Here is a 25,877-nt window from a genome sequence, read left to right as displayed (position 1 = left end):
CAAACACTCGGAATCGATGATTCCGAGTGGCGCCGGCCACAGATAAAACGGTCATAAAGAGCGAGCCCCGCCAAAAGGCGGGGCTTTCATGAGCGCAGTGGCACCGGCTGACCGCGATGCGTGTCGGGGTCGGTGAAATTCTCTGTCGAAACGTTATGAACACTGTGGCCGACCGTGTCAAATGACACAGTCGGCCTCCAATGCGTCTACGACAACTTCCATATGGAGCTGTCTACTTGGCTGCTACCGCAGCCGGGCCATGAGGGCGTGCTCGACCAGGGTGATCAGAGCGCTCTTCGCATCTGCACGGTGTCGCGCGTCCGTCGTGATGATCGGGGCGTCCGGGCCGATCTGAAGAGCCTCGCGGACTTCCTCCGGGTTGTACGGCTGGTGACCGTCGAAGCCGTTGAGGGCGATGACGAACGGCAGACCGCTGTTCTCGAAGTAGTCGACCGCCGGGAAGCAGTCGGCGAGACGCCGGGTGTCCACCAGGACCACGGCGCCGATGGCACCGCGGACCAGGTCGTCCCACATGAACCAGAAGCGGTCCTGGCCCGGCGTACCGAAGAGGTACAGGATCAGGTCCTGGTCGAGGGTGATACGGCCGAAGTCCATGGCCACCGTGGTGGTGGTCTTGTCCCCGGTGTGGGTGAGGTCGTCGATCCCCGCCGAGGCGGAGGTCATGACGGCCTCGGTGCGCAGCGGGTTGATCTCGGAGACGGCACCCACGAACGTGGTTTTGCCGACACCGAAGCCACCCGCTACGACGATCTTCGCGGAGGTGGTCGCCCGGCCTCCGTCAGAGCTTGCGAAGTCCACTGAGCACCCTTTCGAGCAGTGTCACGGCCGGCACGCCGCCGTTGTTCTCATCGCCGCCAGGCTGGTGAATGGCGACGAGTCCGGCCTCCGCGAGGTCCGCGACGAGGATCCTGGCCACACCGAGAGGCATGGACAGGAGGGCCGACACCTCGGCCACCGACTTCACTTCCCGGCACAGGTGGCAGATGCGCTGGTGTTCGGGGAGGAGTCCCATCAGCTGGCTCGGATCGGCCGTGGTGCTGATCAGAGCCTCTATGGCGAGTTGGTACCGCGGCCGGGTCCGGCCGCCGGTCATCGCGTACGGACGTACCAGCGGCTGGTCGCCCTCGTCCCCGTACGGGTCAGCGTACGAGTCATGAGAGGCGGTGGGCGGGGTCATGAATCCTCCGGGCGGGACAGCAAGTCGGTCAGTCGTGCCGTCTGTTGGGGCCGGTGGGGGGATTGTGGCGGCCGGACGGTGATTTCGTGCGGTGTCTGGATCCGGCGGCGGTCAGTGAAGCAGACTGCCTTGTAGTTCGGCACGCAGGTCCGGCGTGAGGACGGCGCCCGCACGATCGACGAGCAGTGCCATCTCGTAGCCGACGAGACCGATGTCGCACTCCGGGTGGGAGAGGACCGCGAGGGACGATCCGTCCGAAACCGACATCAGGAAGAGGAAACCGCGCTCCATCTCCACGACCGTCTGGGCCACCGCTCCACCTTCGAAGATCCGGGAAGCCCCGGCGGTCAGCGAGGTGAGTCCGGAGGCGACGGCCGCCAGTTGGTCCGCGCGGTCGCGGGGGAAGCCTTCGGACATTGCCAGAAGGAGTCCGTCGGCGGACACGACGACGGTGTGGGACACCCCGGGGGTGTTGTCCACAAAGTTGGTGATCAACCAGTTGAGGTTCTGTGCCGCCTGGCTCATCGGGCTCAACTAACGCTCCTGCTGGTGAGTGGGGCTGGGGAAGCTGCCGGTCTGGCCGTTGGGAGCGGCCTGTCGACCTTGCTGAATGCCCCTACGGAGATTGGTCAGCCGGCCGCGTACGTCATCAGGCGCACGCGAGACCTGCGGACCGCTTTGGTGCTGTTGCTGCTGTGCCGTGCCCGCGACGAGGTTGGCTCGCGGGACGCGGCGCGGCAGGCCTGAGGTGGTGACCCCGCCTGCCGACGGTTTACGGGCGCGCTCTGCCTGCTTGACGAGATCGTCGTTCGGAGAGCTGCGCCACGTGGTAGCGGCCGGTGCGGCGGCCGGTCGCTGCGGAGCCGGGGGAGTCTGCGGTTGTTGGGGGGCAACCTGCGTGAATCCCTGGGAACCGTTGTTCTGGGGGGTGCCGTTGGTGGGAACGCCGTTGGTGGGAGCGCCGTCCGAACCGTTCGCCTGACCGTGGAACCAGTTGGTCTCCAGCGTGTCGTACAGCGGGGTACGGCCGTCACCGGGGTTCGAGGCCGGCGGAAGCGCCTCGGGCTCCTGGCGGACGGGCGGCTGGGGGGTGGCCGGCCGCTCGTACTGCCCGGTGGACGACGAGCCCTGACCGTTGCCGTTGCCGTAACCGGGCGTCGCGTACTGCCCGGTGGACGAGGGGCCCTGGGAAGCCGCGTAGCCCGGCTGGGCGAACTGGCCGGTGGACGACGGGTCCTGGGAGGCACCGTAGCCCTGGGTGGGGAACTGCCCCGTGCCGGCCGGGTTCTGGCCGACGGAGGACTGGTTGCCGGAACTGTAGCCGTACTGGCCGTTGCTCTGGCCGTTGTTCTGCGGCGCGCTCGCGCCGGGGCGCGGGGCGTCGAAGTCGGGACGGGCGAACTCCGCGGTGGAGGCCGGGCCCTGGCGATCGTCGATCCGCGGCATGCGCGAAGTGGACTCGGGGTCCTCGTGGCCACGCGGGGTGTCGAGAGACGTACGCGGAACCGGCGGCTGCGCGTTGTCGTCGCTCCAGCTCGGCGTGCGGGAACCCGTGTTGCCACCGGGCAGCTCGGCACGCGCGCCACCGCGCCCGGGGAGCTGCGGCCGGCGACGGCTGCCCTTGCCACTGGCCGGTGCCTGCGCGGGCGCCGGAGCGGCGGCCGCGGGGTTGCTGTCGCCGAAGGCGTTCTGACCGGCGCCGGATCCGTTGCCGAACGAGTTCTGCTGGCCGCCGGAGGTGTCACCGAAGGCGTTCGGGGAGCCCGATCCGCCGCCGTATCCCTGCTGCGGCATGCCGTTCCCGGCCTGGTAGCCCTGCGGGCTCTGCCCGAAGGCGTTCGCACCGGCCGGAGCCTGCCTGCCCTGCTGACCGGCACCCTGACCCTGCGGACCACGCGCTCCGCCCGGAGCACCCGGGCGACCGCCCTGGTTGCTTGTGGGCAGCGCGGCCCGCGGACCCTGGCCGGCGCCGACCTGTCCGCGCTGCGGCGGGGCCCCGAGGGGACCACCGGGAGCGGCGGGGGCTCCGGCACCGAGCGAGCCGTTCGTCTGACGGGCCGCGGCCAGACCGGCCGAAGCCTGCGCAGCCGCGGGGCCGCCGCCGGAGGCACCCTGGCCCGGCTTGTTCGGCATGGGCTTCTTGCCGCCCTGTGCGACGTCCACCGGCAGCATGACCAGCGCGGTCGTACCACCGGAGTCGGACGGACGCAGCTGGATGCGGATGCCGTGACGCTGCGACAGACGACCGACCACGAACAGACCCATGCGGCGGGAGACGGAGACGTCCACCGTGGGCGGAGCGGCGAGCCGCTCGTTGATCGCGGCCAGGTCCTCGGGGGACAGACCGATACCGGTGTCGTGGATCTCGATCAGCACCCGGCCGTCGGGCAGGGCGTGACCGGTGACCTTGACCTTGGTCTGCGGGGAGGAGAACGACGTGGCGTTCTCCAGCAGCTCTGCGAGCAGGTGGACGAGGTCGTTGACGACCCGGCCGGCGACTTCGGTGGTCGGGACCGAGGCGAGTTCGATGCGCTCGTACTGCTCCACCTCGGAGGCGGCGGCGCGGAGCACGTCGACCAGCGGGACCGGACGGGTCCAGCGGCGACCGGGCTCTTCACCGGCGAGAACGAGAAGGTTTTCGCCGTTACGGCGCATGCGGGTCGCGAGGTGGTCGAGCTTGAACAGCGAGGAGAGCTGGTCGGGGTCGGCCTCGCGGGACTCCAGCTCGGATATGAGCGAGAGCTGACGCTGGATAAGACCTTGGGAGCGGCGCGAGAGGTTGGTGAACATCGCGTTGACGTTGCCTCGCAGAAGGGCCTGCTCGGCGGCGAGGCGGACGGCCTCGCGGTGCACGTCGTCGAAGGCCGCGGCCACCTGGCCGATCTCGTCCCGGGAGTGCACACCGACCGACTCGACGGAGGTGTCGACGTCCTGCGGGTCCGACTCCGAGAGCTGCTTGACCAGCTCGGGGAGGCGGTTCTGGGCGACCCTGGTCGCGGTGTCCTGGAGGCGGCGCAGCGAGCGGATCATGGAGCGGGCCACGACGAAGGCGCCGACGAGCGAGACGCCGAGGACGAGCAGGATCAGTACACCGGAGATGATCGCTTCGCTCTGGGACTGGTTGCGCAGCTCACGGGCCTTCTGCTCCATCTCGCCGAGCAGCGTGGTCTCGATCTTCGACATCTGATCGATCTTGGCGGAGTCGTCGTCGACCCAGTCCTTGTACGAGCGCTTGTTCTGCGTCTTCAGACCGTCCGGGCCGCTCAGTACGCGCTTGGCGTACTGGTCGGCGGACTTGATCGTCGGGTTGTCGCCCTCGATCGCCAGGAGCAGGTCGGCGCTGCCCGAGCCGTAGATGTTCTTGAAGCTCTCGTTCTCGGACTCCTGGCTCTCCTGTGCGGAGAGCGCGTACTGCTGGTCGTTCTTCGAGAGCACACCGAAGGTCTTCGGCTGCTCGGGAAGCGCGGCGGCGATGACGGCGCGCTGGACGGAGGCGTACTCCTTGGCGGCGGAGAAGGACGCCAGCGCACGGGTGCGCTGGATCATCTCCGGGTTGCTGGTCGCCTCGGCCATGTCCTGCGAGAGCGCGAGGAGCTCGGTCACCAGGCGGTGGTACGCGTCCACCGTCTGGGTCGAGTTCTGGGGGTCGGTGTAGGCGTCGCTGCGGATCTTGTTGAGGTTGTACAGCTCGCTGACGACACCGACGAGGCTGTCGTGCACACCGGACAACTGGCCCTTGGCCGTGGCGTCGTCGACCTGCTGCGTGCCTTGGAGGAAGTGCTTCTTCGCGACGTCGGTGGCGTCGCGCACTCCCTTGACGGTGTAGTCGTTGGACAGCGCACCGTGTGCCAGCGGACCGGCCGACTCGTCGCGCTCCTTCTGGAGCGCGGCGGCGAGCTCGGTCGCCTGCTTGGTCATCTCGGTCAGCAGCCGCATGTTGTCGAGCTGCTGGATGTTGTCCATCGACTCGTTGATGCGGAGCGCACCCAGCGAGGTCGCGGCGACGACGGGGAGCGCGAGCAGCGAGACCAGTCGTGTCGAGATGCGCCAGTTCCGCAGAGCTACGCGCGAGCCGGGGCCCGGCGTGCTCTTCGGCGTGGCGGCCGTCGTGGTGGCGGGAGCCTTGGGCTTCGCGCCGGCGCGAGCGGAGTGTTCACCGCTGCCGCCGACCTCTGCCGGTCCCGGGTTCTGGGCGTGCTGGGGCGAGGAACCGCGGTCGGTCCCGCCGCGCGGCTCCGGCTCCGCCGAAGCGCTGCCATCCCTCTTGAAACGTCCCTGCACTAGCGTCGCAACCTCTGGACCAGGCGCCCCTCCGCTGGAACGGCGGGACGGTGTCGGCGTTGTACGAGAGGCACAGATGCGCCTCCCATATGTGGTCTGAGTGACCGGCGCAGGCTCCCCCTATCCCGCCGCCACTCGGCGCTGCGTAGCGCCCCTGCGCGCCGGATTCGTGATTCCGCGGCGGTCCGAGGAATTCCAGCACAGTGCAGGATCTCCAACAAGGCCCGAGTACCAGGCTGTGACCTCCGTGACAGCATGTGAGGGTCACGTCACGAGGTGTGCAAGGGGATCTCGTACATACCGGGCTTATGCCTACGAGCCGTTGGGCTATATACCCTGTCCCAGTCGCGATGATCAGGAGCGGAATGACTGGTTCAATGGAGCAATGTCCGTTTGGTCGGCCCGGGTTGGGGGTCGTGATTGACCGGTTTGTCCCTCGACTAGTGAGGAAACTCACACAGCGATCATGGCGTCTTCACTGCATCGCCCGGGAATTGAATGTTTAGCCTGACGCTTTACAGGGATGGCGAATCCGACAACCCGCGCCTATGTGGGGTTCTTTGACCCCGACCGGCGCCCAGGACGACAAGGTCGAGCAAAACGGTGAAGACGACGATGATGTTCCGCAACATAGCCAATCCGCGACGCACGACGCTGGCGCACCTCGAGGACGCCGATGCCCTGCGGACGCCGGAGCGGCCGGAGCACGCGGTCGACCTTCCCCTGCAGACGGCCAACCCCCGCCGCACCGTCCTCATGGACATCCCGGTCGCGGCCTCCGCCGCGGAGTGAGCGGAGCGCGCACGGTGTGATCGAGGGGGCCCGCGCGCGGCGCGTGGCCCCCTCGGGTCATTCGGCGCCCGGACGGGGGCCTCGCTCACCGTCCCGGCGGATATACGCGAAGTCCGCAGCCCTTGCCGCGTTAGCCTGGAGCGTCAGACTCCAGCCAGCTCAGTGAGGGGCGCAAGGATCCCGTGCGCATCGCCAGATTCTCCATCGACGGCAACGTCGCTTTCGGCGCGGTCGAGGGCGACAAGCCGGACGAGCTCGTCCTCGACATCATCAAGGGCATCCCGTTCGCGGACTTCGAGCTCTCCGGTACGAAGGTCCCGCTGAGCAAGGTCCGGCTGCTGCCGCCGGTGCTCCCGAACAAGGTCGTGGCCTTCGGCCGCAACTACGCGGAGCACGCCAAGGAGCTCGGCAACGAGGTGCCCGACGCCCCGTTCGCCTTCTTCAAGCCGTCGACCTCCGTGATCGGTCCCGGCGACCCGATCCAGTACCCCTCCTTCTCCAGCGAGCTGCACCACGAGGCCGAGCTCGCGGTCGTCATCGGCCGCATGTGCCGCGAGGTCCCGCGCGAGCGGGTCAAGGACGTCATCCTCGGCTACACCTGCGCCAACGACGTCACCGCCCGCGACGTCCAGAAGCGCGAGAAGCAGTGGGCCCGCGCCAAGGGCTTCGACAGCGCCTGCCCGCTCGGCCCCTGGGTGGAGACGGACCTGGACCCCGCCGACCTCACGATCCAGTGCACGGTCAACGGGCAGCAGCGGCAGCTCGGCCGCACCAGCGAGATGATCCACTCCATCGAGGATCTGATCGTCAACATCACCGAGGCCATGACGCTGCTCCCCGGCGACGTGATCCTCACCGGCACCCCGGCAGGGGTCGGCCCCCTGAACGTCGGCGACGAGGTCGCCGTCACCATCGAAGGCATCGGCTCTCTCACCAACAAGGTGATCAAGCGTGGCTAACGTCCGTGTACGTTTCTGTCCCTCCCCGACCGGCAACCCCCATGTCGGGCTGGTGCGCACCGCCCTGTTCAACTGGGCGTTCGCCCGGCACAACGAAGGCACCCTGGTCTTCCGCATCGAGGACACCGACGCGGCCCGCGACTCCGAGGAGTCGTACGACCAGCTGCTCGACTCGATGCGCTGGCTGGGTTTCGACTGGGACGAGGGCCCCGAGATCGGCGGCCCGCACGCGCCGTACCGCCAGTCGCAGCGCATGGACATCTACCAGGATGTCGCCCGCAAGCTGCAGGACGCGGGCCACGCGTACCACTGCTACTGCTCGACCGAGGAGCTGGACACCCGCCGCGACGCGGCCCGCGCCGCCGGCAAGCCCTCCGGCTACGACGGCCACTGCCGCGACCTCTCCGCCGAGCAGAAGGCCGCCTACGAGGCCGAGGGCCGCAAGCCCATCGTCCGCTTCCGGATGCCCGACGAGGCGATCACCTTCGACGACCTGGTCCGCGGCGAGATCACCTACCTCCCGGAGCACGTCCCGGACTACGGCATCGTCCGGGCCAACGGCGCGCCGCTGTACACGCTGGTCAACCCCGTCGACGACGCCCTGATGGAGATCACCCACGTCCTGCGCGGCGAGGACCTGCTCTCCTCCACCCCGCGGCAGATCGCCCTCTACAAGGCGCTGACCGAGCTGGGCATCGCCAAGGAGACCCCGGCCTTCGGCCACCTCCCGTACGTGATGGGCGAGGGCAACAAGAAGCTCTCCAAGCGCGACCCGGAGTCCTCGCTCAACCTCTACAGGGAGCGCGGTTTCCTCCCCGAGGGCCTGCTGAACTACCTCTCCCTGCTCGGCTGGTCGCTCTCGGCGGACCGCGACATCTTCTCCATCGACGAGATGGTCGCCGCGTTCGAGGTCACGGACGTGAACCCGAACCCGGCCCGCTTCGACCTGAAGAAGTGCGAGGCGATCAACGCCGACCACATCCGCCTGCTCGACGTGAAGGACTTCACCGAGCGCTGCGCCCCGTGGCTGCGCGCCCCCTTCGCGCCCTGGGCGCCGGAGGACTTCGACGAGGCGAAGTGGCAGGCGATCGCCCCGCACGCCCAGTCGCGCATGAAGGTCCTCTCCGAGATCACGGACAACGTCGACTTCCTGTTCCTGCCGGAGCCGGCCGTCGACGAGGCGTCCTGGACGAAGGCCATGAAGGAGGGCAGCGACGCCCTGCTCCGCACGGCCCGCGAGAAGCTGGACGCCGCCGACTGGTCCTCCCCGGAGTCCCTCAAGGAGGCCGTCCTGGCCGCCGGTGAGGAGCACGGCCTCAAGCTCGGCAAGGCGCAGGCCCCGGTCCGCGTCGCCGTCACCGGCCGCACGGTCGGCCTGCCGCTCTTCGAGTCGCTGGAGATCCTGGGCAAGGAGAAGACGCTGGCCCGCGTCGACGCCGCACTGGAGCGGCTCACCGCGTAGCCGGCAGCCGTACGACGTACCCACAGGGGGCGGTGTCCACTTCGGACACCGCCCCCTCGGCGTGCACCCATTGGTCGCCCGGAGTTCACTCTTCCTGTCAACTCCCGCTCCCAATGGGGCAGTTGTATGTCCCGTGTGCTCACGAAGCGCCAGTGCGCCGTGTACGGCGCGCTGTGTTTCAGGGGGAGGGGAACATGATCCGTTCACGAAGAATCGCCGCGATGGCCCTCGGCGGGGCCGTGGCCCTGTCGAGCGCCGTGCTCGCCGGGCCCGCGCACGCCGCGCCCGTGGCCGACACGCCCGTGGCCACCGTGCCGCTGAGCAGCACGGTGCCGACCGAGGTCGCCTACACCTGGGCGGGATCCTCCGGGTTCCGCTACCGGCTGCCGGAGGGCTCGGCACCGGCCCAGTCGGCCGACTACCCGGGTGTCGTGCCGCCCGCGCACGCCGGCCCGGACGACCTGTCCAGCGGCACCGACGTGATCACCACCGTCTCCGGTGCCACCGTGACCCAGCAGCACCGCTCCACCGGCGTGACCGCCACGGTCACCGTCCCGTCCGGCCAGACCTACCGGGCCGCCGCCGGCTGGAGCGTGCTCACCCAGGACGCCACCGGCGCCCCGCACGTGCTGCGCGCCGCCGCCGACGGCACGACCACGGACCTCCCGGTCACCGGGCTCCCCAGTGGCGCCCAGCTCACCGGCACCTTCGTCACCGGCGGCTCGGTCCGCCGCCTCGCCGCCGTCTACACCCTGGACGGCACCACCGGCGCGGGCCTCGTGGACCTCGCGGACGGCAGCTTCCGTACGTATCTCACCGCCGTCGGCAGCTCCCCGCAGATCGTGTTCAACGACCGCTGGGTCGTCAACGGCAACAAGGCGATCCGGGTGGACTCCGCCCCCGGTACCGCCCCGGACACCATCACGGCCCCCTACCTCGGTGAGGCCCAGGCCGTGGTCGGCGACCAACTCCTGACCGCCAACGCGATGTTCCTGCCCGGCGGCGCCACCCCCGAACTCACGGCCGTCTCGCTCACGGACGACACGGCCCGCACCCTGCTCGCCCACTCCAAGGGCGCCTACCTGCCCACCCCGGACGGCGGCGCCCTCGCCACGGCGGGACCGTCGAGTGTCGACTGGCACGTCTACCGGGTCACCCCCGCCGAGGACGGCACGGCCACCGCCCGGAAGGTGCTCGACGTACCCGCCTGGCAGACCGTCCCCGACGGCCTGGCGCTCGCCGGTGGTGAGCTGCTGATGTACGGGAACACGACGCGCGTCGGCGGCGTCTACGGCTTCTACGCCGTCCCGCTGGACACCACCGGCCGGCCCACCGGCCTGCAGTCCCGCCGCGGCCCGGCGCTCGCGCCCACGACCTGCCTGGGCGGCGACGCTGCCTGCCCGCAGCTCGAAGCCCTCGGCGACGGCCGGGTGGCCTCGCTGTGGACCGACGCGCAGGGCGGGGAGCACGTCCTGGTCGTCGGACCCGACGCCACGACGCTCGTCAGCGTGCCGACCGCCGACGCGGCCGGCCGTATCGGCACCGGCACCGGCCGCTATGTCCTCTACAACGGCGGTACCCCCGGCAGCCAGAAGGTCACGACTTCCCGCGCGGCGCCACGGCCGGCGAGACCGCGCTCGACCGTCCCCGCACCGCCGCCGCGGTCTGGGGCCAGCGCCTGTGGACCCCCGGCAGCACGCAGGGCACCGTCGTGGCGTACGACCTGAAGGCGAAGAAGAACGTCGCCACCGTCGACACCGGCGCCCCCTGCGCACCCGGCGAGATCCAGGCCGTCGACACCTGGCTGTACTGGACCTGCGGTTCCGCCGGCCCCGCGGGCGTCTACGACCGTGCCGAGGGCCGCGCCATCACGGTCCCGGCCGGCCAGGCCCGCCTCGCCGACGGCTATCTGGTCCGCGAGAACCGCACCACGCACGAGCTGCTGCTCACCGACTTCCACACCGGTACGGCCACCACCCGGACCGTGGCCGTGCTGCCCGCCGGGGACCAGAACACCGGCGGCAGCACCGGCCGCTGGGCGGTCGACCGGTTCGGCGGGAACGTCGCGTATCTCACGGACCGGAGTCGGGTGGCGATCGTCCGGGCCGGCGTGCCGGCCTCGCCGCTCGCGCAGCTGGAGGCCCAGACCGACCCACAGCCCGGAGGGCCGAGCAGCTTGTCCCCGTGGCGGCCCGTGTGGCAGCTGAACAAGCCCGCCGACTGGACCCTGACGCTGAGCAGCGCCTCCGGAACAGTCGTCCGAACGGTGACCGGAGCCACCGCCGCAGCGGCGGTCCGCGCCTCCTGGGACGGCACGACCGATTCCGGCGCCACCGCGCCCCGAGGCGCCTACACCTGGACGGTCACCGCGAACCCGCGCGACGGCGAGGGCCCCGCGCTCACGCTGACCGGCACGACCACGACCCCCTAGGGACAACCGCCCGCACCCGGGGATACGGTCGGTGCATGAGCATCGACGCCGTGGTCTGGGACATCGACGACACGCTCTTCGACTACACGGCCGCGGACCGGGCCGGGATGCGGGACCACCTCGCGGCCGAGGGCCTGCTCGACGGCAGCACGACCGTCGAGCAGGCCCTCACGCGCTGGCGGGAGGTCACCGACGAGCAGTGGGCGAGGTTCTCGGCGGGCGAGACGGACTGGCCGGGTCAGCGCCGGGAGCGCGTCAGGGTGTTCCTGGGGGAGCCGCTGAGCGACACCGCGGCCGACGCGTGGTTCGACCGGTACATAACGCACTACGAATGCGCCTGGAGCCTCTTCCCGGACGTCCTGCCCGCCCTGGACGCCCTCGGCGCCAGCCACCGGCACGCGGTCCTGTCCAACTCCAGCCTCCTCGTACAGGACCGCAAGCTGCGCGTCCTCGGTGTCCACGACCGCTTCGAGGCCATCCTGTGCGCCGCCGAACTCGGCGTCTCCAAACCCGCCGCGGCCGCCTTCCACGCGGCCTGCGACGCCCTGGGTCTGCCACCGCACCGGGTCGCCTATGTCGGGGACCATCCGGAGATCGACGGACAGGGGGCCGCCGACGCGGGTCTGCTCTCGGTCTGGATCGACCGTGACGGCGCCCACCCTGTCGGAGCCGTCGGGCGGACGGGTCCGCATCGCATCGGATCGCTCGCCGAGTTGCCCGCCATCCTTGGCGCGGATACCCGTTTTGGAGCGTGGTCCACCTTCGGGTAATGTTCCTTCTGCGCCGCCGGGAGCGGGCCGAAAGGCCGGAGCCCGGAGGAGCTAGCTAAAACAAAATCCCCTTGTGGGGTTGCGTTTCAGTGGCCTATGGTGTAATTGGCAACACTACGGTTTCTGGTACCGTCATTCTAGGTTCGAGTCCTGGTAGGCCAGCTTGCAGAGCTCATCTGCACACGCGGAGATCCAGATCCGCAACGCCCCCGTTGTGTAGCGGCCTAGCACGCTGCCCTCTCACGGCAGTAGCGCCGGTTCGAATCCGGTCGGGGGTACAGATCCTTCCCGGGGAGGCAGTTCGGGTCGCACCCGCTGCCCCTCATGCAGGATCGCTAGGGCCCCCGTTGTGTAGCGGCCTAGCACGCTGCCCTCTCACGGCAGTAGCGCCGGTTCGAATCCGGTCGGGGGTACGGTTAAACCACCATGGGCTATGGTGTAATTGGCAACACTACGGTTTCTGGTACCGTCATTCTAGGTTCGAGTCCTGGTAGCCCAGCTTCTGATCTGCGGAAACGCACGATTCAGGCCCCCGTTGTGTAGCGGCCTAGCACGCTGCCCTCTCACGGCAGTAGCGCCGGTTCGAATCCGGTCGGGGGTACACGGTCCGAAAGGGTCTCCACTTCGGTGGGGGCCCTTTCGGCGTTCCCGGACGCGTTCTCGTACGCCGGGCCGTCGACCCGGGGGAATCGACTTCCCGCGCCCGGCCGTCGGCCGGGGATCGACTTCCCGCGCGCCGGCCGGTGATCAACTCGGTGTGCATCGCCTTGAGTTCGATCACGCCGGAAAGAGAGCGCGGGGTGTACCGGGGCCCTCGGGGCCGGCACACCCCGCGTACGGGACGATGCGCTTCGGGGAGGGCCTGCCGCGGCGTTGAGGCCGGCCCGTCCCGTCGCGCGCGGGAATGAAGCGAAGGTCAGCCCGTGCGGCGCAGGGCCTCGGAGAGACGGCCGGCGGCGTCGATGACCGCCTGGGCGTGCATCCGGCCCGGGTGACGGCTCAGGCGCTCGATCGGCCCGGAGACCGAGACGGCGGCCACGACACGGTTCGAGGGACCGCGGACCGGCGCGGAGACGGACGCCACGCCCGGCTCGCGCTCACCGATCGACTGGGCCCAGCCCCGGCGCCGTACTCCCGACAGGGCGGTGGCCGTGAAGCGGGCGCCCTGCAGACCGCGGTGCAGCCGCTCCGGCTCTTCCCAGGCCATCAGGATCTGGGCGGAGGAGCCGGCCTTCATGGTGAGGGTGGAGCCGACCGGGACGGTGTCCCGCAGACCGGAGAGCCGCTCGGCCGCGGCGACGCAGATGCGCATGTCGCCCTGGCGGCGGTAGAGCTGCGCGCTCTCGCCCGTGATGTCCCGCAGATGCGTGAGCACCGGGCCCGCCGTCGCGAGGAGACGATCCTCACCCGCGGCCGCGGCCAGTTCGGCGAGCCGGGGTCCGAGAATGAAACGGCCCTGCATGTCGCGCGCCACCATGCGGTGGTGTTCAAGTGCCACGGCGAGGCGATGTGCCGTGGGTCGTGCCAGTCCGGTCGCCGCGACCAGGCCCGCGAGGGTGGCCGGACCGGACTCCAGAGCGCTCAGGACAAGGGCTGCCTTGTCCAGAACGCCGACGCCGCTACTGTTGTCCATGAAACGATACTCGCGTCTCACTCTGTGAAACGCAAGTTCAATTTCCGGTGGAACGCGCCACCCTTGTAGACACAGCGGCCCGCGAACCAACGGGTCCGGCGGACGACGTCCGTTACAAGGGGTACGGACGTTCACCGCCCCGGAAATCTCTAGTTGGGCCGGCGCCACACAAGCCGGCCGGAGGGAAAGCGATGGGTAGGACACTCGCGGAGAAGGTCTGGGACGACCATGTCGTCCGGCGCGCCGATGGCGAACCCGACCTCCTCTTCATCGATCTGCACCTGCTGCACGAGGTGACCAGCCCGCAGGCCTTCGACGGCCTGCGTCAGGCGGGGCGCCCGGTGCGCCGTCTCGACCTCACCATCGCCACCGAGGACCACAACACCCCGACCCTCGACATCGACAAGCCCATCGCGGACCCGGTCTCCCGGGTCCAGCTGGAGACGCTGCGCAAGAACGCCGCCGAATTCGGCGTGCGGCTGCACTCGCTGGGCGACGTCGAGCAGGGCGTGGTGCACGTGGTGGGACCGCAGCTGGGTCTGACCCAGCCGGGCACCACGGTGGTCTGCGGTGACTCCCACACCTCCACGCACGGTGCCTTCGGCGCCCTGGCGTTCGGCATCGGCACCTCGCAGGTCGAGCATGTGCTGGCCACCCAGACGCTGCCGCTGGCCCGCCCGAAGACCATGGCCATCACGATCGACGGCGAACTGCCCGACGGCGTCAGCGCCAAGGACCTGATCCTGGCGATCATCGCCAAGATCGGTACCGGCGGCGGCCAAGGCTACATCCTGGAATACCGCGGCTCCGCCATCGAGAAGCTCTCGATGGAGGCCCGGATGACCATCTGCAACATGTCGATCGAGGCCGGCGCCCGCGCGGGCATGATCGCCCCCGACGAGACCGCCTTCGCGTACCTCAAGGGCCGCGCCCACGCCCCCGAGGGCGAGGAGTGGGACGCCGCGGTCGCGTACTGGAAGACCCTGAAGTCCGATGACGACGCGGAATTCGACGCGGAGGTCGTCATCGACGCCGCCTCCCTGTCGCCGTTCGTCACCTGGGGCACCAACCCCGGCCAGGGCGCGCCGCTTTCGGCGAACGTCCCCGACCCGGCTTCGTACGAAGACGCTTCGGAGCGCCACGCCGCCGAAAAGGCCCTGGAATACATGGGGTTGACCGCCGGACAGCCGCTGCGTGACATCAAGGTCGACACCGTCTTCGTAGGTTCGTGCACCAACGGCCGTATCGAGGACCTGCGTGCGGCCGCCGAGATCGTCGAGGGCCGCAAAGTCGCCGACGGCGTACGGATGCTGGTCGTCCCCGGCTCCGCGCGGGTCGGTCTGCAGGCCGTCTCCGAGGGTCTGGACGTGGTCTTCAAGGAGGCCGGCGCCGAATGGCGGCACGCGGGCTGCTCGATGTGTCTGGGCATGAACCCCGACCAGCTGGCTCCCGGTGAGCGCTCCGCGTCCACCTCCAACCGCAACTTCGAGGGCAGGCAGGGCAAGGGCGGCCGTACGCACCTGGTCTCGCCGCAGGTCGCCGCCGCCTCGGCGGTCGCGGGCCACCTGGCCTCCCCGGCCGACCTGTCCGACGCCCCTGTGCCCGCTGGAGTCTGAGAGCCATGGAAGCATTCACCACGCACACCGGGCGGGCCGTCCCGCTGCGCCGCAGCAACGTCGACACCGACCAGATCATCCCCGCCCACTGGCTCAAGAAGGTGACCAGGGACGGCTTCGAGGACGGCCTCTTCGAGGCCTGGCGCAAGGACGCGTCCTTCATCCTCAACCAGCCCGAGCGCAAGGGCGCCACGGTTCTGGTGGCGGGTCCCGACTTCGGTACGGGCTCCTCCCGCGAGCACGCCGTCTGGGCGCTCCAGAACTACGGCTTCAAGGCCGTCATCTCGTCCCGGTTCGCCGACATCTTCCGCGGCAACTCGCTCAAGAACGGCCTGCTCACGGTGGTTCTGGAGCAGAAGATCGTGGACGCGCTCCAGGAGCTGTCGGAGAAGGACCCCGAGGCCGAGATCACGGTCGACCTCGAGGCCCGTGAGGTGCGCGCCGAGGGCATCACCGCCGCCTTCGAGCTCGACGAGAACGCCCGCTGGCGGCTGCTGAACGGACTGGACGACATCTCCATCACCCTCCAGAACGAGGGCGACATCGCGGCGTACGAGGCCAAGCGGCCTTCGCACAAGCCGAAGACGCTGCAGCTCTGACGCCCAGGGCCGGATCGCGGCCGGGTCAAGACTGATTTGAGCCACCGCAACACCCCTCTGTACCCCCAATCGTGGACGGTTGGGGGTACAGCTGTTTCTGCTCCCGCACGGCTCCCGCGTGCCCCCGAGAAGCATGCCAACTCCCTTAGTTACAAAGGACGTTGCCTGGGTACGCGCAGGGAGGGGCGACTTCCGGCCAGGGTGGTCAGGAGGCCTCCGGGGGGCGGCAGTTACCCCCTGCGCAGGCGACAACTCGCCCCAGATGGCACAATCTGTGCATGGAACGTGACGGCCAACTTGAGCTCTACATGGCAGTCGCGGCCCAACTCAAGGAAGCGCACACAAGAGTGCGCGCACTGCAAGTCCCGGAGGGCGTACGGATGGCGCTGACCCGGAAGCTGCTGGTCATTACGGCCGCGGCCAAGCACGATCTCGCCGATGCGACAAGGCGCCTGGAGCGGTTCACCACCGACCTCGACGAGGGTCGATTCCTCGAAGGGGAACGCTGAGGAACTCCGCTGCGGCCCGAGTTCGTTGCGGCACAAGGGTGATTAGCCCGTTTCGTGTTTGATTTGCGGTATATATCTGCCTAACGTGCGAAAAAGCTTGAACGCATTCGTTCGGGCAATGTCTCCGAAGGGGAAGACGTGAACAAGGCGCAGCTCGTAGAAGCGATTGCCGACAAGGTCGGCGGGCGTCAGCAGGCCGCCGACGCGGTCGACGCGGTACTGGACGCCATCGTCCGTGCGGTTGTCGGCGGAGACCGGGTCTCGGTCACCGGCTTCGGTTCCTTCGAGAAGGTTGACCGTCCGGCTCGTTACGCCCGCAACCCGCAGACGGGTGAGCGTGTTCGGGTCAAGAAGACCTCCGTGCCGCGCTTCCGCGCCGGCCAGGGCTTCAAGGACCTGGTGAGCGGCTCGAAGAAGCTCCCGAAGAACGACGTAGCGGTCAAGAAGGCCCCGAAGGGCAGCCTCTCCGGCGGAGCTTCCGCGACGGTGAAGAAGGCCGCGGCCAAGAAGGCCACCACCGCCAAGAAGGCGGCGGTCAGGAAGACCACGGCGAAGAAGACGGTCGCGAAGAAGACCACGGCCGCCGTGAAGAAGACCGCGGCGAAGAAGACGACGGCGAAGACGGCCGCCGCCAAGAAGACCGCGGCCAAGACGACCACCGCCAAGACGACCGCGGCCAAGAAGGCTCCGGCGAAGAAGGCCACGGCCAAGAAGGCCCCCGCCAAGAAGTCGACGGCTCGCAAGATCACCGCCAAGAAGGCCACCGCCCGCTAGAAGCCGGGCGCACGGGCGCCTCACGCGCCGGGCCGGGCTCCCGTCGGGAGCCCGGCCCGCGGCATGTTCAGAACGTCTGCAGCGTGATCAGGGTGATCCGGCGCTCCGCGCCCTCGCCCTCGGTCTCGATCCGCACGCGCTGGCCCGGCCGCAGCAACCGCAGCCCGCCGGCGTCGAACGCCGGCCCGTCGAAGGGCACCGGAGTGCCGTCGTCGAGCAGCACCTGTCCGCTGCGGGTCTCGGGGTCGTACGTGTACGAGGTCGCCTGCATGGGGGCAGCCTACTGACCGCGCCGCGCGGGGCCCGCCGGCCTGCTGCCGCCTACTGCCCGGGAATCAGCAGCCGTGCCGCCGCGGCGGCCGTGCGAGGGCCCACGCCGAGCGTCAGCGCCGCCCGCAGATCGTCCCGGGTGTCCACGTCCTGACGTACGGAATCCACCGCGTCGAGACGGAGTTCCGCGGCTCCCGAGGCACGATGGCGGGCCCGGGAATCGCCGCCGAAAGCGGGGCCCAATTCCAGGCCCGGGGAAGCGGCCAGGAGAGTGGTGCCGATTGCGGCAGCATCGGCCAGAAAAGCGCGGGGGAATTCACCGGCGGCGGCCAGTACCCGGGCCAATTCCAAAGGCCGCAGAGCGGGCAGATCGGCGTTCAGGGCGGCAACGGCACTTTCGGGATCTCGGGACCGTACGACCCTTGCTCCGTGCGTCAGCGCCGCGTTGAGGCCTCCTCCCGGCTCGTCCGCGACGATGCGCGCGCCCAGCGCGGACAGCTCCCGCCCGGCCAGCACGTCGCCCGTGACGACCGCCACATCCCGGACCGCGGCGCAGGCCAGCGCCGCCGCCACGGTGTCCTGCGCGAACGCGAGGGCGAGGCCGGGGCGCAGTACGTCGGAGGCGGTGTCCGCCAGTCTGCTCTTGGCCCGCGCCAAAGGTTTGAGGGGTACGACCAAGGTCCACCGCACGAGCGCTCCGCCCTCTCCAGTCACGCCCTATTGTGACCCGGTCACCCTGGCGGTCCGGGCGCCGGGGCGTACGGTGTTCTCGACAGACAGGCGGCCTCGGGCGACACTTGTGCGGCCCCCCAGGCTCTAGAGGAAGGTGTCCGCGTGCCCCGCCGCAGAATCGGCTTCTGGTACCGCTTCGCAGCGGTTCTCTGCAAACCGCCGCTGGTGGTTCTGATCAAGCGGGACTGGCGAGGAATGGAGAACATTCCGGCCGAGGGCGGATTTATCACCGCGGTGAACCACAATTCCCACGCGGACCCGTTCGCGTATGCGCACTACCAGTACAACACCGGGCGTGTTCCGCGCTTCCTGGCGAAGGCAGGCCTTTTCAAGAAGGGATTCGTCGGCGCCGCGATGCGCGGCACCGGACAGATTCCCGTCTACCGCGAGAGCACCGACGCGCTGAGCGCGTTCCGGGCCGCGATCGACGCGGTGGAACGCGGTGAGTGCGTGGCGTTCTACCCCGAGGGCACGCTCACCCGTGACCCCGACGGCTGGCCGATGACCGGCAAGACCGGTGCGGCCAGGGTCGCCCTGCAGACCAAGTGCCCGGTGATTCCGGTCGCCCAGTGGGGCGCCAACGAACTGCTGCCCCCGTATGCCAAGAAGCCCAACGTCCTTCCGCGCAAGACCCACCACGTGCTCGCGGGCCCGCCGGTGGACCTCTCGCGCTTCTACGACCGGGAGATGAACCCGGACCTCCTGAAGGAGGTCACGGAGGTCATCATGGCCGCCATCACCGCGCAGCTGGAGCTGATCCGCGGTGAGAAGGCGCCCGAGAACGTGTACGACCCGCGCGAGGTGCGTATCGCGCAGCGCCGCAAGGCCGCGGCCAAGGGAAAAGCACAGCAGGAAGAAGGGCAGGGCACGTGAGCAAGCCGGTCAGGGCGGCCGTCTTCGGGACCGGATCGTGGGGTACGGCCTTCGGCATGGTGCTCGCCGACGCGGGGTGCGACGTCACCCTGTGGGCGCGCCGTCCCGAACTCGCCGACGCGGTCAACTCCACACGGATGAACCCGGACTACCTCCCGGGGATCGAACTCCCCGAGAACCTGCGGGCCACCGTCGACCCGGCCGAGGCCGCGCGCGACGCCGACTTCACCGTGCTCGCCGTGCCCTCCCAGACCCTGCGCGGGAACCTCGCGGAGTGGGTGCCGCTGCTCGCTCCGGACACCGTGCTCGTCTCGCTCATGAAGGGCGTCGAACTCGGCACCGTGAAGCGGATGAGCGAGGTCATCGAGGAGGTCGCCAAGGTCTCCGCGGACCGCGTCGCCGTCGTCACCGGACCCAACCTCGCCAAGGAGATCGCCCAGCGGATGCCCGCGGCCGCGGTCGTCGCCTGCCGCGACGAGGCGGTGGCCCGGCGCATCCAGACCGCCAGCCACACGCCGTACTTCCGCCCGTACACGAACACCGACGTGGTGGGCTGCGAACTCGGCGGTGCCGTCAAGAACGTGATCGGTCTCGCCGTCGGCATCGCCGACGGCATGGGCCTGGGCGACAACGCCAAGGGCTCGCTGATCACCCGCGGCCTGGCCGAGACCACCCGGCTCGGACTCGTCATGGGCGCGGACCCGATGACGTTCTCCGGCCTCGCGGGCCTCGGCGACCTCGCCGCGACCTGCTCGTCGCCGCTCTCCCGCAACCACACCTTCGGCATCAACCTCGGCAGGGGCATGACCCTCCAGGAGACCATCGCGGTCACCCGGCAGACCGCCGAGGGCGTCAAGTCCTGTGAGTCCGTGCTGGATCTGGCCCGCAGGCACGGCGTCGACATGCCGATCACGGAGACCGTCGTCAGCATCGTCCACGAGGGCAAGCCCCCGGTGGTCGCCCTCAAGGAGCTGATGTCGCGCAGCGCGAAGTCCGAGCGCCGCTGAACCGGCTCCGCCGAACGGCCAGGTGGGCGACGCTCCGCAACGGTGGGCACGACGCTGAGCAACGGCCGCCGTGGGGCGCTGACTCACCGCCGGACCAACGGGTACTCTCAACGCGATATGAGCACCGAGAACCTCTCCCAGAACCCTGAGCAGCCGCCTCGCAAGCCGCGCGTGGCCGTCGTCTTCGGCGGCCGCAGCTCCGAACACGGGATCTCCGTGGTCACGGCCGGCGCCGTCCTCAGCGCCATCGACCGTACGAAGTACGACGTACTGCCGATCGGCATCACCCAGGACGGCCGTTGGGCGCTCACCGCGGACGAGCCGGAACGCATGGCGATCATCGACCGCAAGCAGCCCAGCGTCGAGCAGCTCGCCGAGTCCGGCGAGGGCGGCGTGGTGCTCCCCGTCGACCCGGCCAACCGCGAGGTCGTCTACAACGAGCCCGGTTCGGTCCCCAAGGCGCTCGGCGAGGTCGACGTCGTCTTCCCGATGCTGCACGGCCCGTACGGCGAGGACGGCACCCTCCAGGGCCTCCTGGAACTGTCCGGCGTCCCCTACGTCGGCTCGGGCGTGCTCGCCTCGGCCGTCGGCCAGGACAAGGACTACATGAAGCGGGTGTTCACCTCGTTCGGCCTGAAGGTGGGCCCGTACGTGGTGATCCGGCCGCGCGAGTGGCAGCAGGACGAGTCCGCCGCCCGCAAGAAGATCGTCGACTTCGCGGGTGAGCACGGCTGGCCGCTCTTCGTGAAGCCCGCGCGCGCGGGTTCCTCGTTCGGCATCACCAAGGTCGACGACCTCTCGGGCCTCGACGAGGCCATCGAGGAGGCCCAGCGGCACGACCCGAAGATCATCGTGGAGGCGCTGCTGCGCGGCCGCGAGATCGAGTGCGGGGTCCTGGAGTTCGAGGACGGGCCGCGCGCCTCGGTCCCCGCGGAGATCCCGCCCGTGCAGTCGCACGCCTTCTACGACTTCGAGGCCAAGTACATCGACGCGGCCGACGGGATCGTGCCCGCGCCGCTCACCGAGGAGCAGACCGCCGAGGTCCGCCGCCTGGCCGTCGAGGCCTTCGAGGCGGCGTCCTGCGAGGGCCTGGTCCGCGCGGACTTCTTCCTCACCGAGGACGGCGAGTTCGTGATCAACGAGATCAACACGATGCCGGGCTTCACGCCGATCTCCATGTACCCGCGGATGTGGCGCGAGACGGGCATCGGCTACCCGGAACTCGTCGACCGCCTGATCCAGGCGGCGCTGCGGCGGTCCACCGGGCTGCGCTGAGCATCCCGCGGGACCACGGTGTCAGTCGGCGATCCCCTTGGGGATCGCCTTCTTGACGGAGGCGGCCAGGTCGACGAGCACCCCGGAGACATCGGCGCTTCCGGGCACCGTGACCTGGACGTACGCCAGACGCGAAGCGGTGGTGAGGCGGGTCGTCCCGTCGTCCTGCTTCTCCATCAGCCAGTCGACGCCGTTCACACCACCGCCGACCGCCTTCGGGTCGTCGCCGGTCGCGACCTTCGGGTCGACCATCTTCGGGGGTCGCTCGACACCGCAGCGCAGTATGATCGCCGGGCTTCCCCAGCCCGCGGTCAGCGCGGACCGGGGTTCCGGGTCCTCACGGCCCTGGCCGTCCACTGTCCGCGGCAGCACCTTGTCCAGGTTCTGGCACAGCTCGGTGACCTTCGTGTCCGGGCTCGGAACCGCGACGGACGCGCTGTCGTCTGCTGAGGAGCAGCCCGCGATCGCGATCAGCACCGCGAGAGCGGGCGGCCCGAGGAGAGCGGTGTGCCGGTGACGGAAGGAGTTCACCGGCCAAGGGTAGACGGGGGCTACAGGTGCACGACCGGGCAGGTCAGGGTGCGGGTGATGCCGTCCACTTGCTGGACCTTGGCGACCACCATGCGACCGAGGTCGTCGACGGTGTCCGCCTGGGCACGCACGATCACGTCGTACGGTCCTGTCACGTCCTCGGCCGTGATCACCCCCGGGATCTTGCTGATCGTCTCGGCGACGGTCGACGCTTTGCCGACCTCCGTCTGGATCAGGATGTACGCCTGTACCACGGAACCTCCAGGGCGGCCACGAGGATCATGTGGGGAAAAGGAACGCCACGGTATCGCGTTGCCGCTCGCCGCGGGGAGACCCGCGGTGACTGGGGCTCGCGCGCCGGGGTGGAGGGACTGCGCAAGTTGACGGTCAACTCGACCGTACCGAGTACGGAGACGGCTCGCGACCGGGCACGAGCAGCGACAGAGGGAGCACGACGATCATGAAGGGCACCGTGGGCGAGTTGGGGGAGTTCGGGCTCATCCGAGAGCTCACCTCGCGTCTCACCACCACCCCGGCGGTCCGGGTCGGCCCCGGCGACGACGCCGCGGTGGTGGCAGCGCCGGACCGCAGGGTCGTGGCGAGCACCGACATCCTCCTCGAAGGACGGCACTTCCGCCGCGACTGGTCCACCGCGTACGACGTCGGCCGAAAGGCGGCCGCGCAGAACCTCGCGGACATCGCCGCGATGGGCGCCGTACCGACCGCGCTGCTGCTCGGCCTGGTCGTGCCCGCCGAGCTCCCGGCCACCTGGCCCTCCGAGCTGATGGACGGGCTGCGCGACGAGTGCCAGGTCGCGGGCGCGGCCGTGGTCGGCGGAGATGTCGTACGGGGCGAGACCATCACGATCGCGATCACCGCGCTCGGCGATCTGCGCAACCACGAACCGGTCACCCGGGGTGGCGCGCAGCCCGGTGACGTCGTCGCCGTGACCGGCTGGCTCGGCTGGTCCGCGGCGGGGTTCGCCGTGCTCTCCCGGGGCTTCCGCTCGCCGCGCGCCTTCGTCGAGGCCCACCGCCGGCCCGAACCGCCGTACCACGCGGGTCCGGCGGCCGCCGGTCTCGGCGCGACCTCGATGACGGACGTCAGCGACGGCCTGATCGCCGACCTCGGACACATCGCCGAGGCGAGCAAGGTGCGCATCGACATCCGCTCCGGGGACATCGACATCCCCTCCCAGATGAACGACATCGGTCAGGCCGTCGGCGTCGACCCGATCCAGTGGGTGCTCACCGGCGGCGAGGATCACGCGATCGTCGCGACCTTCCCGCCGGACGTGAAGCTGCCGGCGCGCTGGAAGGTGATCGGCGAGGTCCTCAACCCGTCGGCCCTGCCCCAGGTCACCGTGGACGGCGCCCCCTGGACGAGCAAGGGCGGCTGGGACCACTTCGGGGACATCGAGTCCTGAGGCCGTCGCGCCGGATACGCCGCCGGCGCCCAACGTGCTGTCCAGTGGGCGGACTTCGAGGTCCGGAAGGCGAGATGGGGCCACCCGTCGGCCCGGTGGGCGGATCGCGGCGGAAATCCGCCGGGCGGGGGCCGAGTTGTCCGCGTCCGGCTGGCCCGCGCGTGTGGGCCAGCGCCCGTGGGGCCTCCACGGGCGCGGACAGCCCGCAGCTCGATGCCTGGCGCGGTCTTCTCGGTGAATGAGGGCAGCAAAAAACCCGCCCACCGTGAGGTGGACGGGTTCAGTGCAGACGTACCAGCAGTGGCCGCGCGCTAGCGGTTGTCAGCGCGTGACCTTGCCGGCCTTGATGCACGAGGTGCAAGCGTTCACGCGCTTCGGCGTCCCGCTCACCACGGTACGGACGCGCTGGATGTTGGGGTTCCAACGGCGCGGCGTACGGCGGTGCGAAAACGAGATGCTATTGCCGAAGCCCGGCCCCTTGCCGCAGACATCGCAGTTGGCAGCCACGGGTCACTCCAAAAACTTCAGATGCACTTACGGTTGATCCCGGCATGCCGAGAATCAAGATCTAGGATCTGAGTGGCGGTGCCAGGGGGATGGCCCGATCGGATCGGGCAACTGGAGCAGCATACAACGACTGCGTCCGGAGAACGAAACTACCATGACCGGCCGGTTGCCACTCCGCCCTCCTCCGGGCCCTCTACCGGCAGTAACCCTTTCTGGGTCTACGCTGCGTCACACGTCCAGCAGCTCAAGGAGGCGCAGGTGCCGCAGGTGCCGCAGACATTCGATGCTCTCGCGGTGCGCACCTGGTGCGGCCTCGCGCTGGAGGCCCTGGGCCGCGCGCGCGAGGAGATCGACGCGATCAATGTCTACCCGGTTGCGGACGGCGACACCGGGACGAACCTGTATCTGACGGTGGAGTCGGCGGCGGCCGCGGTCGAGGCGGTGTTCGCGGGGTACGAGGCGATGGCCCCTCCTGCGCCGCTTGAGGCCGCCGAAGGGAACGGGGCGTCCGAAGCCGGCTCCGGGACCGCCGAAGGTTCCGGGCCTGCGGGAGGGGGCGGTGTCTCCCTCGCCGATGCCGTGCGCGCGATGGCGCACGGAGCCCTGATCGGAGCCCGGGGCAATTCCGGAACCATCCTCGCGCAGCTGCTGCGGGGCATGGCCCAGGTGCTCGCCGCCGACGGTGAGACCGCTCACACCGACGGCCGGGGCATGCGCCTCGCCCTGCGGAACGCCGCCGACTCCGCACGCAAGGCCGTCGCACACCCCGTCGAGGGCACGGTCCTCACCGTCGCGTCGGCCGCCGCCGACGCGGCTTCCGGCGCCGAAGGGGACTGCGGCACGGTCGCGCTCGCGGCGTACGAGGGAGCGAGCGCCGCGCTCGCCGCGACCACCGGGCAACTCGCCGTCCTGGAGCACGCCGGTGTCGTCGACGCGGGCGGGCGGGGACTGGTGGCGGTGCTCGCGGCCCTGGTGGAGACGTTCACGGGGGAGGCGCCGAGGACGCCCGCGGGGTCCGCCCGCCTCCACGAGCCGGGGGAGGAGACCGTTCCCGATGCCATGGGCGGGGCCGGTACGGCCGGCATCCCGGCGTCCGGAACCGCGGATACCCGGGACGCCCGTCCCGGAGCCACTGGAGCCACTGGAGCCACTGGAGCCACTGGAGGCACCGGAGGCGGCGCGAGTGGGCGTCCCGGTCCGCCCGTGCACGCGGCCGGCGGGCCGGATGTGCGGGACGACGACCTGGCCGACGCGACCGACACCTGCGTGGACGGGGCGGCGGAGGACGGCCATCCCGCCTTCGAGGTCATCTACCTCCTCGAAGCCGAGGACGCGGCCGTGGACCGTCTGCGGGACCGGCTCGACGGCCTCGGCGACTCCCTCGTCGTGGTCGGCGGCGACGGCCTGTGGAACATTCATGTGCACGTGGACGACGCGGGCGCGGCCGTCGAGGCGGGCGTCGAGGCGGGGCGGCCGCACCGTATCCGGATCACCCACTTCGGGCTCGGAGACGTGCACACCGGAGCCGGGGCCGGGCGTCCGCCCCGGGAGCGGGCGCAGCGAGCCGTCGTGGCCGTCGTGCCCGGCGAGGGCCTGGCCGGGCTCTACACGGAGGCCGGGGCGACCACCGTGCTGGCGCGGCCGGGGGAGCCGCCCGCCAGCGGGGAACTCGTGGAGGCCGTACGACGGGCCCACGCGCGCGAGGTGGTGCTGCTGCCCAACGACGCCGACCTGCGGCACACCGCGGCGGCGGCCGCCGAACAGGCCCGCGCCGAGGGCGTCCGGGTCGCGCTGATCCCGACCCGTTCCGCAGTGCAGGGCATCGCAGCACTGGCCGTGCACGAACCGGAGCGCCGCTTCGACGAGGACGTCGTCGCGATGACCTCGGCGGCCGGCGCCACCCGCTACGCCGAGGTCGCTGTCGCCGAGCGGCAGTCCTGGACCATGGCCGGCATCTGCCAGGCCGGGGACGTCCTCGGCCTCATCGACGGCGACGTCGCCGTCATCGGCGCCGACCTCACCACCACGGCGGAGACCGTCCTCGACCGGATGCTCTCGGCGGGCGGCGAGATGGTCACCCTCGTCCTGGGCGACGAGGCCCCCGAGACCATCGCCGCGCACCTGGAGTCCCGGGTACGGGAGTCGTACCTGGCGGTGGACACCGTGGTGTACCGGGGCGGGCGCCAGGGCGCGCTGCTGCTGATCGGGGTCGAGTAGCGGCTTCGGGACGCG

The 25,877-nt window shown here is 70.1% G+C and carries 25 protein-coding genes and 5 tRNA genes; 20 read left to right on the top strand and 10 right to left on the bottom strand.

Features of this window, described 5'->3' with window-relative positions:
* Positions 1 to 243: 243 nt before the first annotated feature.
* The 4 genes from ACFYR3_RS19100 to ACFYR3_RS19085 all read right to left on the bottom strand — a co-directional run bounded on the left by ACFYR3_RS19100 (position 244) and on the right by ACFYR3_RS19085 (position 5,479).
* A complete protein-coding gene (locus ACFYR3_RS19100; protein ID WP_028802395.1) occupies positions 244 to 819 on the bottom strand; it encodes an ATP/GTP-binding protein in 576 nt (191 codons plus the stop codon).
* Positions 800 to 1,198: a DUF742 domain-containing protein gene (locus ACFYR3_RS19095; protein WP_355842487.1), complete on the bottom strand. Its 399-nt coding sequence runs from the start codon at positions 1,196 to 1,198 to the stop codon at positions 800 to 802. The genes ACFYR3_RS19100 and ACFYR3_RS19095 overlap by 20 nt, the downstream gene beginning before the upstream one ends.
* A gap of 111 nt (positions 1,199 to 1,309) precedes the next feature.
* Entirely contained in the window at positions 1,310 to 1,723 is a 414-nt protein-coding gene (locus ACFYR3_RS19090) for a roadblock/LC7 domain-containing protein (protein WP_266765867.1), read from the bottom strand.
* Positions 1,724 to 1,732: 9 nt separating this feature from the next.
* Positions 1,733 to 5,479: a nitrate- and nitrite sensing domain-containing protein gene (locus ACFYR3_RS19085; protein WP_389283944.1), complete on the bottom strand. Its 3,747-nt coding sequence runs from the start codon at positions 5,477 to 5,479 to the stop codon at positions 1,733 to 1,735.
* Between the two features lie 603 nt (positions 5,480 to 6,082).
* On the opposite strand from ACFYR3_RS19085, the gene ACFYR3_RS19080 reads away from it, so the two are divergent.
* The 11 genes from ACFYR3_RS19080 to ACFYR3_RS19030 all read left to right on the top strand — a co-directional run bounded on the left by ACFYR3_RS19080 (position 6,083) and on the right by ACFYR3_RS19030 (position 12,494).
* A complete protein-coding gene (locus tag ACFYR3_RS19080; RefSeq protein ID WP_355842481.1) occupies positions 6,083 to 6,271 on the top strand; it encodes a hypothetical protein in 189 nt (62 codons plus the stop codon).
* Between the two features lie 182 nt (positions 6,272 to 6,453).
* Positions 6,454 to 7,230: a fumarylacetoacetate hydrolase family protein gene (locus ACFYR3_RS19075; protein ID WP_355842478.1), complete on the top strand. Its 777-nt coding sequence runs from the start codon at positions 6,454 to 6,456 to the stop codon at positions 7,228 to 7,230.
* Positions 7,223 to 8,692 carry a glutamate--tRNA ligase gene (gene gltX, locus ACFYR3_RS19070; protein ID WP_355842476.1) on the top strand — a complete coding sequence of 490 codons (1,470 nt, stop codon included), beginning with the start codon at positions 7,223 to 7,225 and terminating at the stop codon, positions 8,690 to 8,692. The genes ACFYR3_RS19075 and gltX overlap by 8 nt, the downstream gene beginning before the upstream one ends.
* A 194-nt stretch (positions 8,693 to 8,886) precedes the next feature.
* Positions 8,887 to 10,419 carry a hypothetical protein gene (locus tag ACFYR3_RS19065; RefSeq protein ID WP_389283941.1) on the top strand — a complete coding sequence of 511 codons (1,533 nt, stop codon included), beginning with the start codon at positions 8,887 to 8,889 and terminating at the stop codon, positions 10,417 to 10,419.
* Entirely contained in the window at positions 10,404 to 11,123 is a 720-nt protein-coding gene (locus tag ACFYR3_RS19060) for a FlgD immunoglobulin-like domain containing protein (RefSeq protein ID WP_389283939.1), read from the top strand. Before ACFYR3_RS19065 ends, ACFYR3_RS19060 begins: the two co-directional genes overlap by 16 nt.
* 35 nt (positions 11,124 to 11,158) lie before the next feature.
* Positions 11,159 to 11,893 carry an HAD family hydrolase gene (locus ACFYR3_RS19055; RefSeq protein WP_355842470.1) on the top strand — a complete coding sequence of 245 codons (735 nt, stop codon included), beginning with the start codon at positions 11,159 to 11,161 and terminating at the stop codon, positions 11,891 to 11,893.
* 90 nt (positions 11,894 to 11,983) lie between these two features.
* Positions 11,984 to 12,055, top strand: a tRNA-Gln gene (locus tag ACFYR3_RS19050).
* A gap of 43 nt (positions 12,056 to 12,098) precedes the next feature.
* Positions 12,099 to 12,171, top strand: a tRNA-Glu gene (locus tag ACFYR3_RS19045).
* Between the two features lie 62 nt (positions 12,172 to 12,233).
* Positions 12,234 to 12,306: transfer RNA gene (locus tag ACFYR3_RS19040), tRNA-Glu, on the top strand.
* A gap of 14 nt (positions 12,307 to 12,320) precedes the next feature.
* A tRNA-Gln gene (locus ACFYR3_RS19035) sits at positions 12,321 to 12,392 on the top strand.
* Positions 12,393 to 12,421: 29 nt separating this feature from the next.
* Positions 12,422 to 12,494, top strand: a tRNA-Glu gene (locus tag ACFYR3_RS19030).
* 315 nt (positions 12,495 to 12,809) lie between these two features.
* On the opposite strand, the gene ndgR is transcribed toward ACFYR3_RS19030, so the two are convergent.
* Positions 12,810 to 13,526 carry an IclR family transcriptional regulator NdgR gene (gene ndgR / locus ACFYR3_RS19025; RefSeq protein ID WP_081219617.1) on the bottom strand — a complete coding sequence of 239 codons (717 nt, stop codon included), beginning with the start codon at positions 13,524 to 13,526 and terminating at the stop codon, positions 12,810 to 12,812.
* Between the two features lie 191 nt (positions 13,527 to 13,717).
* Here ndgR and leuC point away from each other — a divergent pair, with 191 nt between their 5' ends.
* The 4 genes from leuC (at position 13,718) to ACFYR3_RS19005 (ending at position 17,024) form a co-directional block, all read left to right on the top strand.
* A complete protein-coding gene (gene leuC, locus ACFYR3_RS19020; protein ID WP_355842464.1) occupies positions 13,718 to 15,142 on the top strand; it encodes a 3-isopropylmalate dehydratase large subunit in 1,425 nt (474 codons plus the stop codon).
* Positions 15,143 to 15,147: 5 nt separating this feature from the next.
* The gene (gene leuD, locus ACFYR3_RS19015; protein WP_355842461.1) at positions 15,148 to 15,741 is read left to right on the top strand and encodes a 3-isopropylmalate dehydratase small subunit; all 594 of its coding nucleotides are present in this window, start codon (positions 15,148 to 15,150) and stop codon (positions 15,739 to 15,741) included.
* 278 nt (positions 15,742 to 16,019) lie between these two features.
* The gene (locus ACFYR3_RS19010) at positions 16,020 to 16,250 is read left to right on the top strand and encodes a hypothetical protein (protein WP_355842458.1); all 231 of its coding nucleotides are present in this window, start codon (positions 16,020 to 16,022) and stop codon (positions 16,248 to 16,250) included.
* Positions 16,251 to 16,388: 138 nt separating this feature from the next.
* The gene (locus tag ACFYR3_RS19005; RefSeq protein ID WP_355842455.1) at positions 16,389 to 17,024 is read left to right on the top strand and encodes an HU family DNA-binding protein; all 636 of its coding nucleotides are present in this window, start codon (positions 16,389 to 16,391) and stop codon (positions 17,022 to 17,024) included.
* A 67-nt stretch (positions 17,025 to 17,091) separates the two neighbouring features.
* Here ACFYR3_RS19005 and ACFYR3_RS19000 read toward each other — a convergent pair whose 3' ends face one another.
* The gene (locus ACFYR3_RS19000; RefSeq protein ID WP_261708243.1) at positions 17,092 to 17,295 is read right to left on the bottom strand and encodes a hypothetical protein; all 204 of its coding nucleotides are present in this window, start codon (positions 17,293 to 17,295) and stop codon (positions 17,092 to 17,094) included.
* A 50-nt stretch (positions 17,296 to 17,345) separates the two neighbouring features.
* Positions 17,346 to 17,984: a 2-phospho-L-lactate guanylyltransferase gene (gene cofC, locus ACFYR3_RS18995; RefSeq protein ID WP_355842452.1), complete on the bottom strand. Its 639-nt coding sequence runs from the start codon at positions 17,982 to 17,984 to the stop codon at positions 17,346 to 17,348.
* 144 nt (positions 17,985 to 18,128) lie between these two features.
* On the opposite strand from cofC, the gene ACFYR3_RS18990 reads away from it, so the two are divergent.
* The 3 genes from ACFYR3_RS18990 (at position 18,129) to ACFYR3_RS18980 (ending at position 21,181) form a co-directional block, all read left to right on the top strand.
* Positions 18,129 to 18,899: a lysophospholipid acyltransferase family protein gene (locus tag ACFYR3_RS18990; protein WP_356781719.1), complete on the top strand. Its 771-nt coding sequence runs from the start codon at positions 18,129 to 18,131 to the stop codon at positions 18,897 to 18,899.
* A complete protein-coding gene (locus ACFYR3_RS18985) occupies positions 18,896 to 19,906 on the top strand; it encodes an NAD(P)H-dependent glycerol-3-phosphate dehydrogenase (RefSeq protein ID WP_355842446.1) in 1,011 nt (336 codons plus the stop codon). The genes ACFYR3_RS18990 and ACFYR3_RS18985 overlap by 4 nt, the downstream gene beginning before the upstream one ends.
* A gap of 117 nt (positions 19,907 to 20,023) precedes the next feature.
* Positions 20,024 to 21,181 (top strand): D-alanine--D-alanine ligase family protein, encoded by a 1,158-nt coding sequence (locus tag ACFYR3_RS18980; RefSeq protein ID WP_355842443.1) that lies wholly within the window; start codon positions 20,024 to 20,026, stop codon positions 21,179 to 21,181.
* 21 nt (positions 21,182 to 21,202) lie between these two features.
* On the opposite strand, the gene ACFYR3_RS18975 is transcribed toward ACFYR3_RS18980, so the two are convergent.
* Together ACFYR3_RS18975 and ACFYR3_RS18970 are read right to left on the bottom strand one after the other, a co-directional pair.
* Complete coding sequence (locus ACFYR3_RS18975; RefSeq protein ID WP_389283935.1) at positions 21,203 to 21,712, bottom strand: DUF3515 domain-containing protein; 510 nt, start codon at positions 21,710 to 21,712, stop codon at positions 21,203 to 21,205.
* Between the two features lie 20 nt (positions 21,713 to 21,732).
* The gene (locus tag ACFYR3_RS18970) at positions 21,733 to 21,966 is read right to left on the bottom strand and encodes an Lrp/AsnC ligand binding domain-containing protein (protein ID WP_328553205.1); all 234 of its coding nucleotides are present in this window, start codon (positions 21,964 to 21,966) and stop codon (positions 21,733 to 21,735) included.
* 206 nt (positions 21,967 to 22,172) lie between these two features.
* Here ACFYR3_RS18970 and ACFYR3_RS18965 point away from each other — a divergent pair, with 206 nt between their 5' ends.
* Positions 22,173 to 23,138 (top strand): thiamine-phosphate kinase, encoded by a 966-nt coding sequence (locus ACFYR3_RS18965; RefSeq protein ID WP_355842437.1) that lies wholly within the window; start codon positions 22,173 to 22,175, stop codon positions 23,136 to 23,138.
* 321 nt (positions 23,139 to 23,459) lie between these two features.
* Here the strand turns inward: ACFYR3_RS18965 and rpmB are convergent, their stop codons facing one another.
* Positions 23,460 to 23,645 (bottom strand): 50S ribosomal protein L28, encoded by a 186-nt coding sequence (gene rpmB / locus ACFYR3_RS18960; RefSeq protein WP_355842436.1) that lies wholly within the window; start codon positions 23,643 to 23,645, stop codon positions 23,460 to 23,462.
* Between the two features lie 258 nt (positions 23,646 to 23,903).
* Between rpmB and ACFYR3_RS18955 the strand changes: the two genes are divergently transcribed.
* Positions 23,904 to 25,862: a DAK2 domain-containing protein gene (locus ACFYR3_RS18955; protein ID WP_389283932.1), complete on the top strand. Its 1,959-nt coding sequence runs from the start codon at positions 23,904 to 23,906 to the stop codon at positions 25,860 to 25,862.
* The last annotated feature ends 15 nt before the right edge of the window (positions 25,863 to 25,877 follow it).

This window comes from Streptomyces sp. NPDC005784, from assembly GCF_042871525.1.
Taxonomy (GTDB): domain Bacteria; phylum Actinomycetota; class Actinomycetes; order Streptomycetales; family Streptomycetaceae; genus Streptomyces.
Note: the sequence above shows the minus strand (reverse complement) of the source record. Positions and strands in the feature narration are given on the sequence as shown.

Coding starts and splice junctions, on each gene's coding strand:
- ACFYR3_RS19095 (WP_355842487.1), bottom strand. CDS start 1,198: ATGACCCCGCCCACCGCCTCTCATGACTCGTACGCTGACCCGTACGGG.
- ACFYR3_RS19090 (WP_266765867.1), bottom strand. CDS start 1,723: ATGAGCCAGGCGGCACAGAACCTCAACTGGTTGATCACCAACTTTGTG.
- ACFYR3_RS19065 (WP_389283941.1), top strand. CDS start 8,887: ATGATCCGTTCACGAAGAATCGCCGCGATGGCCCTCGGCGGGGCCGTG.
- ACFYR3_RS19055 (WP_355842470.1), top strand. CDS start 11,159: ATGAGCATCGACGCCGTGGTCTGGGACATCGACGACACGCTCTTCGAC.
- ndgR (WP_081219617.1), bottom strand. CDS start 13,526: ATGGACAACAGTAGCGGCGTCGGCGTTCTGGACAAGGCAGCCCTTGTC.
- leuC (WP_355842464.1), top strand. CDS start 13,718: ATGGGTAGGACACTCGCGGAGAAGGTCTGGGACGACCATGTCGTCCGG.
- leuD (WP_355842461.1), top strand. CDS start 15,148: ATGGAAGCATTCACCACGCACACCGGGCGGGCCGTCCCGCTGCGCCGC.
- ACFYR3_RS19010 (WP_355842458.1), top strand. CDS start 16,020: ATGGAACGTGACGGCCAACTTGAGCTCTACATGGCAGTCGCGGCCCAA.
- ACFYR3_RS19000 (WP_261708243.1), bottom strand. CDS start 17,295: ATGCAGGCGACCTCGTACACGTACGACCCCGAGACCCGCAGCGGACAG.
- ACFYR3_RS18980 (WP_355842443.1), top strand. CDS start 20,024: ATGAGCACCGAGAACCTCTCCCAGAACCCTGAGCAGCCGCCTCGCAAG.
- ACFYR3_RS18965 (WP_355842437.1), top strand. CDS start 22,173: ATGAAGGGCACCGTGGGCGAGTTGGGGGAGTTCGGGCTCATCCGAGAG.